This window comes from Algoriphagus sp. (genome assembly GCF_024642405.1).
In the GTDB taxonomy this organism is placed as follows: Bacteria; Bacteroidota; Bacteroidia; order Cytophagales; family Cyclobacteriaceae; genus Algoriphagus.
Genome location: NZ_JAHEBC010000118.1, coordinates 1 through 11,266, shown reverse-complemented (window position 1 = coordinate 11,266; position 11,266 = coordinate 1). Strand labels below are relative to the sequence as shown.

Genomic DNA, 11,266 nt, shown 5'->3' with positions numbered 1-11,266 from the left:
AATGGTGTTCAGATAGGTTGTATTACCTATTCGTTCAGATCAATGCCGGATCAAAGTGCAGAAGCCACCTTGAAGTATGTAACAGATTCTGGGTTAAATGCAATTGAGTTAATGGGAGATCCTGCGGAAAGCTTTGCAGGTATGCCAGAATCTCCCATTAATCGAATGCGGATGTTTCAATTAGGAGGAAAAGCAAGAAGAGGTGAGGAATTGACAGCAGCGGAGAAAACCGAGTTGGATGAAATGAGAGCAGCTGGTGAAGCTTATGGCAAAGAAGTGGCCGAATGGAGAGCAAAAGTAGACATGAAAAAGTTTGAGGACTTAAGAAAAATGTACAAAGCTGCAGGAGTCAGCATTTATGCCTTCAAACCAAATGCTTTTGGTAAAAATAATACTGATGCAGAGATTGATTACGGGATGAAAGCAGCCAAAGCGCTAGGCGCAACGCATGTCACACTTGAACATCCTTCCGATGATGCTCATACTTTAAAGTTGGGCAAGATGGCTGAAAAACATAAAATTTCAGTAGGTTATCATGGACATGAGCAGGAAACATTTTCGTTTTGGGATACTGCAATTGCTCAAAGTCCCAATAACGGATTGAATCTGGATGCTGGGCATTACATCGCTGCAGGAAATACGGATTTAATTCCATTGATTGAAAAGCAGCACAAACATATCTTGAGTATGCATACTAAGGATAGACAAACTCCCGCAAATGGAAAAGGAAATCTTGCATGGGGAACTGGAGATACTCCAATACCTGAATTGCTAAACCTTATCAAATCAAACAAATATAAATTTCCAGCTACGATTGAATTGGAATATCAAGTTCCTGAAGGTTCAGATGCAGTGAAGGAAGTTCAAAAATGTGTTGAATTTTGCGAAAGAGCACTATCCTAAACGATTTCAACGAGTATCTATGTACAAAGAAAAACCGCAGCTTACACTGCGGTTTTTTAATTTGGTTGTGTTTGGTAATCTATTATTTCGCAAACATAGTAAACATCCACATTCTTTTTTCAAGATCTGCAACAAAAGCTGTCAACATATCTTCCGTAGCAATGTCACCAGCTTCACCAGCTTCTTTTGCTACTTTTCTGTGAGATTGAGCCAAAATCCCTAAACCGTCAATTACATGTTTAACACATTCGTCACCATTGCTTACATCAGTGATTTCTTTATGGATACTATTTTTCAGGTAATCCGAATATGCATGCAGAGGTCTAAAACCTATGGTTACCACTCGTTCAGCTAAATCATCAATGTTCTCATATAATTTAGTATAAAGTTCTTCGAACTGTACGTGTAGATCAAAGAAGTTTTCTCCTTTCACATTCCAGTGAAAACCTCTTACGTTCTGATAAAAAATATGATAATCAGAAAGCAAATCGTTCATATTAGCAGCCATGTTTTTCATAGCCTTATCATCAAGTTTTAAATGATTTGAAAGTGTTGCTTTATTGGTAGTCATTGTATTAGTGTTTGTTAAGTTATTCATGTCTTATTTAGTGCAAAGGCTTTTCCAAAAAATAGCAACCAAAAGAATCCATTACTCTGAACATAGATTTCCTTAGATTCTTTTGAAAAGCATCCAATCTTCAACACAAACATTTTTTAACTCTTCAAAGCTTCATTTCATTACTAAGTTGTACCAGAAATATATTCCCCAATCTGTTGAATCTATAACACAAAAAAATAGCCTTCACAGATGGAAGGCTACATTATTTTACCGCTGTAAATATTTTATAAATCGTATTGTTTCATCTTATTAAATAGCGTTTTTCTATCAATACCTAGCTTTTTGGCTGCTTTTGTTCTGTTGTATTTGACTTCTTCAAGAACCTTTCGTAAAACTTCAACTTCAGCTTCAGCAGCAGCATCCTTCAAGCTAACAGGAGACTTTTTAGATAGTGCACTCCCACCTGTATTTTTTTCATCTGAATTAGAATCTGTGAAATTAAATTTCCTGGCATAAACTACTTCAGCCGGCAAAGCTGATACAGTCATTTTATCACCATCTGTCAATAAAGTAGCTCTCCTTATTACATTAAGCATTTCACGAAGATTACCTGGCCATACATATTCTTTGAAAACTTGCATGACTTCCTCATCAAAACCCTGTACAGATTTATTCAATTCTTTATTTGATAGTTCCAGAAAATGCATTGCAAAAGCTTCAATATCATCGACTCTTTCACGTAATGGAGGAACTGTAATGCTAAATTCATTAAATCTAAAATAGAGATCCTCTCTGAATTTATTCTCCTGCACAGCCTTTCTCAAATCTTCATTAGATGCAACAATGATTCTAACATCAATTGATTTATCCTTGGTGCCACCTATCCTTCTCAGTTTTCTTTCTTGAACTAATCGCAATAAGCCAACTTGAACTTCATAGGATAAATTAGAAATCTCATCCAAGAATATGGTTCCTCCGTCTGCCAATTCGAATTGACCCGGTTTTTCAGCATGAGCGCCAGTAAAAGAACCTTTCTCATGACCCCAAAGCTCACTTCCTGCAAGCTCTTTTGTCAATGCTCCACAATCAACTGCAATAAAGGGCTTTCCTGCTCTCTCGCTTTGATCATGGATCAGCCTGGCAATATTTTCTTTCCCTGCACCACTTTCCCCGTAAATGACCACACTCAAATTTGTCGGAGCTACTAATTTGACTTCTTTATATAGTTTTTTGGATTCTTTACCTGTCCCTTTTAAAAAATCTGAATTAGCTTCTGTTTTTTCCTTTTTTTCCTTGGGTTTAGAATCTGCCTTATGAAAAGTGACGGATTTCACTTTTGATTCTTTTTGAACAGATAAAGCTCGCTCTATCAAGCTTAAAATTTCATCAGGAAATAACGGTTTTGTTACATAATCAAAAGCACCTTTTTTGATAACCTCCACAGCAATTTTCACATCTGCATATCCAGTAATAATTGCTACTTGTGTACCTGGAGAAATAATCCGGACTTTAGCCAAAATATCACGACCCTCCATATCCCGCAACTTAAAATCGCAAAAAATAAGATCATAATAGGTGTTTTTAACCATTTCGAGCCCATCTTTTCCTGAAATGGTAGTTTCGACATCGTAGCCTTTTTTGGTTAAAAAACGCTCTAGCAATTGGCAAATGTCAATATTGTCATCAATTACGAGAATCTTTGCCATGTGATTTATATTAATTGGTTGATATATCTTTTTGAATAACCTGTTCGAGCTTTGCCAAATTAAATGGTTTGCTCAAAAAATGAATGGCACCTGAATTTAAAGCTTCATCCCTAGCCTCTTGATGATCAAACGCACTCATCATTATCACTTGTAATGACTTAAAATCCTGAGACCACTTTTTCAGCTCCTTCAAACCATTTCCATCAGGTAGATTTACATCAAGAAAGATCAGATTGGGACTCCTTTCATCCACTAATCTTCTTCCTTCCGACAAAGTACCTGCTGAAAATACTTCAAAACCTTTTCTAGCGAGAAATCTAGATAGCAGTGCTCTGATTTCTAATTCATCATCCACTACAAGGATCACTTTATTCTTCATCACAATTCATCATTTTGAATGGGTTTTCAGAGTACTATATTCAAATTTACTCTTTTAATTATTTTGGGTGTTTTTAGATTTAAAATGAAAAGACACAATTAGAAACTGTGCCTTTTCAAAAGCTTAAAAATCTATTTATTGTTTACTTTTTCTTTAGTGGTTTCTTTTGCTGTCTGCAGAGCGGATTTGGTAGCATTGATTCCTTCTTGACTTACTGTAAGCAATTTAGACTTTAAATCACCAGCGACATTTTGTAGTTCCGTCAACAAACTATTTAGTTTTTCCTTTTGAGGTTCATACTGATCTTTATTCTTATAAAGATATACTCCTACAATTGCACCCGTGATTAGTCCTCCTAACCATATACTAGTATTTACTGCTTGCTTGTTCATCATTTTTTTATTTTCTAGAGTTTTAAATTTTTTATTTTCATTCTTCTTAAGTAGAACTTTCTACTACTTTTCGTTATCATCAATCGATTTTAACAATTGAAAAATTAAAATCGATTGATGATATTAATACGAAAATGCCGATACTTTTTCAAGGAACTATACTCCTCGTCCGCCAATCAGTCTGAATAAGACTGCGATCACCGCCAAAACTAATAATGCGTGAATTAAACCTGTCGCACTGTAGGCAAAAACTCCGATTAGCCATCCTATCAAAAGGATAATTGCGATAAAATATAATAGAGAACTCATGGTTTTGTGGTTTTGGTTTAAGTTTTATTTAATTCCTTTAGACCAATGCACATGCCTATATAATGAGAATTTAAAAAAAGGGCCTTAATTTGACAAAAAAGCACAATCCAAGCTTCTGAAGTCTACAGGATTTTAAAGAAACCTATAAATAATGAGAAATAAATTCCCCAATACTGGGAATTCCCAGCTATTTGAAAGCAGCAACTCATCGATTAATCGAATAAAGTTGTACGCTATCATTTCACTTTTCCTAATCATCGTCGGAAGCGGGATTTCTTATTGGACCTCTGAAAGAATCGAATATTATACCTCTGCTTTGATGGAGACTCAAGATATAATCCAAAGGACCAGTGAGCTATATTCTAGTATACTAGAGCGAGAAACTAACATCCGGGGATTTGTCTTAACAGGAGACGAGAAGTTTCTAACTAATTACAGACAATCCCTGATTGATGCAGAATTACTATTGAATAGTTTAAAAGAGCTTAAAGAAAATAATCCTTACCAACTTCAAAATCTTGAAGAATTAGAAGATTTGATCAAAATTCGAGTAGATACTTTTGAACTTACTATCAAGTATTATCAACAAAATGGAAGTTTAGATGGCTTTGTTAGTCCTGCCCGTGTTTCTAGTGCTTTAGATGGTTATAGATCCATCAAGGAAGTTGTAAAAATCATCAACGATGAGGAAAATCGGGTTTTTGTAGATCGAAACAGATCTTTATTAAATAACATAAATGCCCTTCCTTTCATTGTCGGTATAATATCTTTAATCTCTATTTCCGTAGGGTTCATTACTTTATTTTCCATATTCCATTATAATAAAGTTCAGAAATTAGCCTCAAAAAGGATCAAAAACTACCAAGAGAAGCTTCGTGACCAATTATATCTATTAGATGATTCTAATAAAGAATTGGAACAGTTTGCCTATGTTGCCTCCCATGATTTACAGGAACCATTAAGAAAAATCACTGCATTTTCAGATTTACTAAAAGAACAATATGCAGAAATTTTGGAAGGTGAGGGAGAATTATACCTTTCCAGAATGACAGTGGCGGCAAATCGGATGAGAAGACTCATTACTGATTTATTAGAGTACAGCAGAGCTGGTAGAACTAATTCTGAAGAAGAAAAGGAAATAGACCTCAATGCAGTTTCGGAAAGTGTATTAGACGACCTGGAAATAGCCATTTTAGAAAAAAAGGCAAAAGTGGAAATTAATAAACTTCCGGTGGTGTTAGGAAAAGAAACAGAGTTTAGGCAGGTTTTTCAAAACCTTATTTCAAATGCTTTAAAATTTTCAAAACCTGGAGTCGAACCTGAGATTAAAATCAGTTGTGAACAAGCAAATGACAATGAAATAAAGAAATTTTCTCAGCTAGATCCTGAAATTGATTATTACAAAATCGAAATTCAAGATAATGGGATTGGTTTTGACTCGAATTATTCAGATAAAATCTTTGCGATTTTCCAGAGATTACATGGAAAAGAGGCATTTGAAGGAACTGGAATAGGGCTTTCGATATCTAAAAAAATCATAGAAAAATACGACGGAGCTATCTATGCTACCAGCAAACCAGGAGATGGTTCTAAATTCATAATTCTATTACCAGTATTAAAATCTTGATGTAAATCCATTTCTAACCGATGATACAAGATCACCTTTATTTATAACCTAAAATCAAATAACTTTTTATTTATAAAACACCTTTATGCTTGTGAAAAAACCCATTAACATACTTATTGCAGAAGACGATGATGATGATAAATTATTAATCATAAAAGCTTTTCAAAAAACACTTCCAAAAGAAAACGTTACCTGCGTGTCCGATGGGGAAGCCTTATTGCAGTACCTAAATCAAGTTGCTCCTTTTGATCAAGTAGAAAAATTTCCAATTCCTGATATTATTTTATTGGATCTCAATATGCCTAAAAAGGACGGCAGGACTGCTTTAGCAGAAATAAAAAGCCATGAAAATTTTAAAAAAATACCTGTGATCATATTTACAACATCCAACCTAAAAGATGATATTGAAATCACTTATAAAATGGGAAGCAATAGCTTTATCACCAAGCCGGGATCATTTGAAGGACTTGTCAAAGTTGCTAAGGAAATAGAAAACTATTGGTCAAAAACGGTCATGTTGCCGGTATAATTTTGCAAATATGATTTTAGAAACCATTCGAATTCTTTACGTTGATGATGACCCTGATGATTTATTACTTTTCTCAACCATCCTTAAAAAAATTAAAAATCCAGTTTATCAAATCTATTCGGCAGCATCATTTGAAGAAGCACTCGAAAAGACAAAAGAACATTTTGATGTTTACTTAGTGGATTACAAACTGGGAAAGGAAACTGGTTTAGAGTTGATCAAAGAAATTAAGTCAATTCAAAAGCATGCTCCGGTTATCATGCTTACTGGTATGAATACAGGCACCGTTGATCAGGAAGCTATGCAAGTGGGAGCATCTGATTATCTGATCAAAGGAGAATTTGATGCCAAGACGCTGGATCGAACTCTAAGGTACGCCATTCGAGATTCTCAATTAATGGAATCCTTGGATCATGCTGCGATGAAATTTCGATCTATTTTTGAACGAGCTGGTGATCCATTTTTATTAATGGATGGTACGAGCAAAATTTTAGAAGCCAACCCTATTTTTACAAAAAAATTTGGAATTGAACCTCATTCTGAAGACTCAACTGATGGATATTTTTTTAGTGATTTAATCACAGACCAGCTTTCCCAAATGATTTTGATGGATGTATTGGGAAAAAAATCTGAATTATTTGACTTGGAAACTGAGCTAAAGATCAATGAAGAAAATCAAATTAATGCATTGATTAGCATTGTGAAACAGGATGTAAATTTATTTCAGGTTATGATCAAGGATCTTACCGCAATGAAAGCCAAAGAAGAGGAGGAATTAAATCTTAAGAAATTTTCATCAACAGGTAGAATTGCCAGATTATTGGCTCATGAGGTAAAAAACCCACTTACTACGATTGTTCTTTCAGCCGACCAGCTTCAGATGGAGCTGCCAGAAGATACTCTAAAGGAAAGCGGAGATTTGATTGACGTGATTCAAAGAAATTGTAATCGAATCAATCAACTGGTTACTCAGCTTCTTGAAAGCACTCGTTTTACAGAATTGGATATTTCCAATCAATCTATCAATGATTTGCTGGATGAGGCTTTGGAACAAGTAAAGGATCGCATTCAAATTAAAGGATTTGAAATATTCAAAAACTATCAAGATTCTATCTGTAATATCGATGTCGATGCAGAAAAGGTAAAAATTGCTTTAATTAATTTATTGGTAAACGCTGTTGAGGCAATGCCGGAAAATGGCGGAAAGCTATTTCTAAAGACCTATATCAAAGGCAAACAATGTCGATTAGAGATAAAGGACAATGGTGAAGGAATTCCAAAAGAAAATCTCGAGAGGCTATTTGAACCTTTTTACACTAGTAAAGAAGGCGGATCGGGTCTTGGCTTAACAAACACCCAAAACATTATATTAAGCCATGGCGGCTCTATTCGAGTGAAAAGTGAAGAAGGAACCGGAACTACTTTTATCATCAGTTTCAGTATAAGTTCTTAATTATTTCCCTCTAAATCCTTTAAAATGATAGTATTTCAAGGAAAATTAGAAAGTTTTGATTTCAATCATTGGAGTTTTCATGTACCCGTTCCAGAAAGTATATCCAAAGATATTGTTGAGAATTATAACAGACGTGTACTGGTAAAAATCAATGATCAAGGTCCATGGCATATGGCGTTGATGAAAGCTAAAACCTACTGGTATATTTTAATTAATCAAGAAATACGGAAGACCCAGAGTTTGGAAGTGGGAGATTTACTATCAATTTCCCTAGAAAAAGATGCAAGTGAATACGGGCATGAGTTGCCGGAAGAATTTCAGGTATTGATGGACCAAGATGAGGAGGGCTACAAATATTTCAAATCTCTCACTCCAGGCAAACAACGTAGTTTGGTTTACATCGTCACCAAAGTAAAGAATCCAGAAAGTAGAATGAAAAAATCACTAGCCATTATGCATCATCTCAGATTGGCTAAAGGAAAATTAGATTTCAAACAATTAAATGAGATGATCAAACATTATAATAATTTATAAGGAACCTTCGGGAAACGAATTGTTAGAAGATTAAGCTTAAGGCAAAAAATGAAAACCATTAAATAACTAAAATTCGCAGTTGGTTTAGATTTAAAAAGGGGCTGAATTAAACTAGCCCCTTTTTAAATTTATGTTTTCTTCAATTCAAATTTTTTCTTCCTAGCCTCTTTATTGGAAACTTTTTTTGGTCTACTTGCTCCGAAAGTTCCTCTATTTGTTTTGCCTTTTTTAGTTTTAATATCTCCCTTTCCCATAATTTATTTGGTTTAATTTGACACATTCAAAAATAAAAACCAGTTAAAAAAATGTCAAGAAGTATCCTAAAAGCAGTATTCCAAAAGTTTATCTCAAAGAATTCTTGGCACTGTTAAGTGGAATTTTCATATTTCAGAAATGAAAAATTTACCTGAAATAAATTGTGATCTAGGGGAGGGAATTCTTACCGAAAGTCAAATATTTCCTTGGATAGATACTGCCAGCGTTGCCTGTGGTGGGCACTTTGGTGATCAAATCAGTATTGAAAACACACTGACTCTAGCAAAAAAATTCAAGAAGAAAGTGGGGGCTCATCCCTCCTACCCTGATAAACAGAATTTTGGAAGAAAATCAATGATAATTTCGAATAGCGATCTGCTTTCAAGTATTCAAAAACAGATTATTCTATTTGAAGAAGTTTCAAAAAAACTTGGTTTAGGCCTTGACCATATTAAATTTCATGGTGCATTATATAATGATGCTGCTTCAAACCCAAAACTTGCCGATATTTTAACTAACTTTTTAAAATTAAACTATCCTCAGACTCCTATTTTCACTCCCCCAAAATCCCAGATGGAGTTTTTTTCAAACCAAAAAGGATTATTGACAAGAAGTGAGGTTTTTGCTGATCGAGCTTATAATTCTGATTATACTTTAGTTTCGAGAAAAAACCCCGGTTCCTTATTAAGCGATGAAAAATCAATTTCTGAACATTTAATTCAGATTTTGGATATTGGAGAAATTCAGGCAGTTGACGGTTCAAGGTTACCTGTAAAAGTAGATACCCTTTGCTTCCATGGGGATAATCCAGGCTTAGAAAAGTTTCTTCCAAAAATCAGGAAAACGTGGTGGAATTGAACCTAGAACACTATAGCATCACTCCCAAATTATCTGAGATAAAATGGAAAGAGGAAGTTTCAGACCAACTACTTCAAAAACAAATCGCTTTAAAAAAGCATCTTATAAACCAGTTCCAAGAGAGAATTCAGGAAATTCGAATAGGTTTTAAAACTTTGGGGATTTGTTGGAATTCTAATTTTTCACTTGAAGAGGTTCAAAACTGTATCAGACATATAGAGCAACTACAAGCTTTCCCAGCCTTATCAGAAAAGGTTTGGAAAATCCCGGTTTGCTACGATGGAGAGTATTCCAGAGATCTGTTTGCTTTGGCAAAAAGCAAAAATCTGACGGCTCAAGAATTAATTCACTTACATTCCTCTAATCCTTACAGATTACATTTTTATGGTTTTTTGCCAGGTTTTATGTACCTCCAAGGTTTGCATAATAAATTACATTCTCCTAGAAAATCTATTCCTGAAATGGAAGTACCTGCGGGCTCTGTTGCTATTGGTGGCTCTCAAACAGGTATTTACCCTTCAAGTAGCCCTGGGGGTTGGTATATAATTGGACAAACTCCAATCAAATTTTTTGATCCTCATAAAGTACCGCCGGTTTGGGCAGAACCCGGAGATAAAGTTCAGTTTATGCCGATCACTGAAGAGGAGTTCTTGAGGTTAAAGAAAAATCCAGAAAGCTACTTTGAAGATGAATAAAAGAACCTCCTATTTCACAATATTAAAAAGCGGACCCGGTACAAGTATTCAAGATCTGGGAAGAATTGGTTTTGGCCAATATGGAATACCCGTTTCCGGGGCCATGGATGTTACTTCAATGAAATGGGTCAATCACCTTTTAAAAAATTCAGAAAACGATGCTGTATTAGAAGTCTCCCAACCGGGCTTTAAAATAAAATTTGAGTATCCAACTACTATTTGCATTGCAGGTGCAAAGTCACTCATATCTATAAATGATCGGACAGTCGCTTCTGAAGGTCTTCTATCCATTGATTATGGAGATGTCTTGGAAATTGGACCAATAAGTTTGGGAGCTCGGATTTATTTAGGAATTAAAAATGGAATCGATATCCCCTATACTTTAGATAGCAAAAGCAGCTATTCTGGAATTACAAAATTGGGTATGTTAAATAAGGGAAATCAAATTTCATTCTCTTCGGACCAATCGATTCTTCCATTTTATAGAGCTAAAGTGAAATTTCCTAGAGACTGGATGGAAACCAAGGAAATAGAAGTATACCCAGGAGCTGAATGGAAAGAGTTAAAAAAAGAAGCACAATCCCAGATCTTAAATACAAGCTTTACAATTTCCAACCAGCAAAACAGAATGGCTTTCCAATTGGAAGAACGAATCCCTAATGAGCTAGAAGAATTGGCAACTGCTCCAGTTTATCCCGGAACGGTGCAATTAACTTCTGGAGGAAAATTAATTATTCTAATGAAGGATGCACAAGTGACAGGTGGGTATCCCAGAATTTTGCAATTATCAGAATACTCAATTTCTCAGCTAGCTCAAAAGCGACCTAATGACAAAATAACTTTTATCTTAAAGGAGATAATTTTTTAAAAAGAGCAGGAATTCGGAATTTTTAAAAAAAATCTCTAAAAAACAGCTCACAATTTTGAGCGTAGGTCTTCTGCCTATTATCTTAACATATCACTATTTCAACCCAAAAACCATGGATGCTGGCTTAAAATCAAAGATTTTATCGCAGGGTATGAACCCTGAAATTGTAAAACAACAAATTAGCCATTTCGAGAATGGC

14 protein-coding genes are annotated in these 11,266 nt (G+C 34.8%); 8 read left to right on the top strand and 6 right to left on the bottom strand.

What is annotated here, in order from left to right:
- On the top strand, positions 1 to 903 hold a 903-nt coding region (locus Q0L68_RS10620), incomplete at its 5' end, for a sugar phosphate isomerase/epimerase (protein ID WP_296702718.1).
- Between the two features lie 82 nt (positions 904 to 985).
- On the opposite strand, the gene Q0L68_RS10615 is transcribed toward Q0L68_RS10620, so the two are convergent.
- From Q0L68_RS10615 to Q0L68_RS10595, 5 genes are all read right to left on the bottom strand, one after another.
- The gene (locus Q0L68_RS10615) at positions 986 to 1,474 is read right to left on the bottom strand and encodes a DNA starvation/stationary phase protection protein (RefSeq protein WP_296702715.1); all 489 of its coding nucleotides are present in this window, start codon (positions 1,472 to 1,474) and stop codon (positions 986 to 988) included.
- Between the two features lie 272 nt (positions 1,475 to 1,746).
- Entirely contained in the window at positions 1,747 to 3,168 is a 1,422-nt protein-coding gene (locus tag Q0L68_RS10610) for a sigma-54 dependent transcriptional regulator (RefSeq protein WP_296702712.1), read from the bottom strand.
- Positions 3,169 to 3,178: 10 nt separating this feature from the next.
- On the bottom strand, positions 3,179 to 3,547 hold the full coding sequence (locus tag Q0L68_RS10605; protein ID WP_296702709.1) for a response regulator: 369 nt from the start codon (positions 3,545 to 3,547) through the stop codon (positions 3,179 to 3,181).
- A 131-nt stretch (positions 3,548 to 3,678) separates the two neighbouring features.
- Complete coding sequence (locus Q0L68_RS10600; RefSeq protein WP_296702707.1) at positions 3,679 to 3,939, bottom strand: hypothetical protein; 261 nt, start codon at positions 3,937 to 3,939, stop codon at positions 3,679 to 3,681.
- Between the two features lie 156 nt (positions 3,940 to 4,095).
- Positions 4,096 to 4,248 (bottom strand): lmo0937 family membrane protein, encoded by a 153-nt coding sequence (locus Q0L68_RS10595; protein ID WP_296702704.1) that lies wholly within the window; start codon positions 4,246 to 4,248, stop codon positions 4,096 to 4,098.
- Between the two features lie 151 nt (positions 4,249 to 4,399).
- Between Q0L68_RS10595 and Q0L68_RS10590 the strand changes: the two genes are divergently transcribed.
- The 4 genes from Q0L68_RS10590 to Q0L68_RS10575 all read left to right on the top strand — a co-directional run bounded on the left by Q0L68_RS10590 (position 4,400) and on the right by Q0L68_RS10575 (position 8,391).
- The gene (locus Q0L68_RS10590) at positions 4,400 to 5,875 is read left to right on the top strand and encodes a CHASE3 domain-containing protein (RefSeq protein WP_296702701.1); all 1,476 of its coding nucleotides are present in this window, start codon (positions 4,400 to 4,402) and stop codon (positions 5,873 to 5,875) included.
- A gap of 85 nt (positions 5,876 to 5,960) precedes the next feature.
- A complete protein-coding gene (locus tag Q0L68_RS10585; protein ID WP_296702697.1) occupies positions 5,961 to 6,404 on the top strand; it encodes a response regulator in 444 nt (147 codons plus the stop codon).
- A gap of 10 nt (positions 6,405 to 6,414) precedes the next feature.
- Positions 6,415 to 7,857: a hybrid sensor histidine kinase/response regulator gene (locus tag Q0L68_RS10580; RefSeq protein ID WP_296702694.1), complete on the top strand. Its 1,443-nt coding sequence runs from the start codon at positions 6,415 to 6,417 to the stop codon at positions 7,855 to 7,857.
- 24 nt (positions 7,858 to 7,881) lie between these two features.
- On the top strand, positions 7,882 to 8,391 hold the full coding sequence (locus Q0L68_RS10575; protein ID WP_296702693.1) for a YdeI/OmpD-associated family protein: 510 nt from the start codon (positions 7,882 to 7,884) through the stop codon (positions 8,389 to 8,391).
- A gap of 128 nt (positions 8,392 to 8,519) precedes the next feature.
- On the opposite strand, the gene Q0L68_RS10570 is transcribed toward Q0L68_RS10575, so the two are convergent.
- A complete protein-coding gene (locus Q0L68_RS10570) occupies positions 8,520 to 8,645 on the bottom strand; it encodes a 30S ribosomal protein THX (RefSeq protein WP_296702691.1) in 126 nt (41 codons plus the stop codon).
- Between the two features lie 139 nt (positions 8,646 to 8,784).
- On the opposite strand from Q0L68_RS10570, the gene Q0L68_RS10565 reads away from it, so the two are divergent.
- Genes Q0L68_RS10565 through Q0L68_RS10555 form a run of 3 tightly spaced genes read left to right on the top strand, consistent with a single transcriptional unit; the run spans position 8,785 to position 11,067 of the window.
- Complete coding sequence (locus tag Q0L68_RS10565) at positions 8,785 to 9,504, top strand: LamB/YcsF family protein (protein WP_296702688.1); 720 nt, start codon at positions 8,785 to 8,787, stop codon at positions 9,502 to 9,504.
- On the top strand, positions 9,501 to 10,199 hold the full coding sequence (gene pxpB / locus Q0L68_RS10560) for a 5-oxoprolinase subunit PxpB (RefSeq protein WP_296702686.1): 699 nt from the start codon (positions 9,501 to 9,503) through the stop codon (positions 10,197 to 10,199). Before Q0L68_RS10565 ends, pxpB begins: the two co-directional genes overlap by 4 nt.
- Entirely contained in the window at positions 10,192 to 11,067 is an 876-nt protein-coding gene (locus Q0L68_RS10555; protein ID WP_296702684.1) for a biotin-dependent carboxyltransferase family protein, read from the top strand. Before pxpB ends, Q0L68_RS10555 begins: the two co-directional genes overlap by 8 nt.
- Positions 11,068 to 11,266: the final 199 nt, after the last annotated feature.

Coding starts and splice junctions, on each gene's coding strand:
- Q0L68_RS10580 (WP_296702694.1), top strand. CDS start 6,415: ATGATTTTAGAAACCATTCGAATTCTTTACGTTGATGATGACCCTGAT.
- Q0L68_RS10565 (WP_296702688.1), top strand. CDS start 8,785: ATGAAAAATTTACCTGAAATAAATTGTGATCTAGGGGAGGGAATTCTT.
- Q0L68_RS10585 (WP_296702697.1), top strand. CDS start 5,961: ATGCTTGTGAAAAAACCCATTAACATACTTATTGCAGAAGACGATGAT.
- Q0L68_RS10595 (WP_296702704.1), bottom strand. CDS start 4,248: ATGAGTTCTCTATTATATTTTATCGCAATTATCCTTTTGATAGGATGG.
- Q0L68_RS10590 (WP_296702701.1), top strand. CDS start 4,400: ATGAGAAATAAATTCCCCAATACTGGGAATTCCCAGCTATTTGAAAGC.
- Q0L68_RS10555 (WP_296702684.1), top strand. CDS start 10,192: ATGAATAAAAGAACCTCCTATTTCACAATATTAAAAAGCGGACCCGGT.
- Q0L68_RS10615 (WP_296702715.1), bottom strand. CDS start 1,474: ATGACTACCAATAAAGCAACACTTTCAAATCATTTAAAACTTGATGAT.
- Q0L68_RS10570 (WP_296702691.1), bottom strand. CDS start 8,645: ATGGGAAAGGGAGATATTAAAACTAAAAAAGGCAAAACAAATAGAGGA.
- Q0L68_RS10600 (WP_296702707.1), bottom strand. CDS start 3,939: ATGAACAAGCAAGCAGTAAATACTAGTATATGGTTAGGAGGACTAATC.
- Q0L68_RS10610 (WP_296702712.1), bottom strand. CDS start 3,168: ATGGCAAAGATTCTCGTAATTGATGACAATATTGACATTTGCCAATTG.
- Q0L68_RS10605 (WP_296702709.1), bottom strand. CDS start 3,547: ATGAAGAATAAAGTGATCCTTGTAGTGGATGATGAATTAGAAATCAGA.
- Q0L68_RS10575 (WP_296702693.1), top strand. CDS start 7,882: ATGATAGTATTTCAAGGAAAATTAGAAAGTTTTGATTTCAATCATTGG.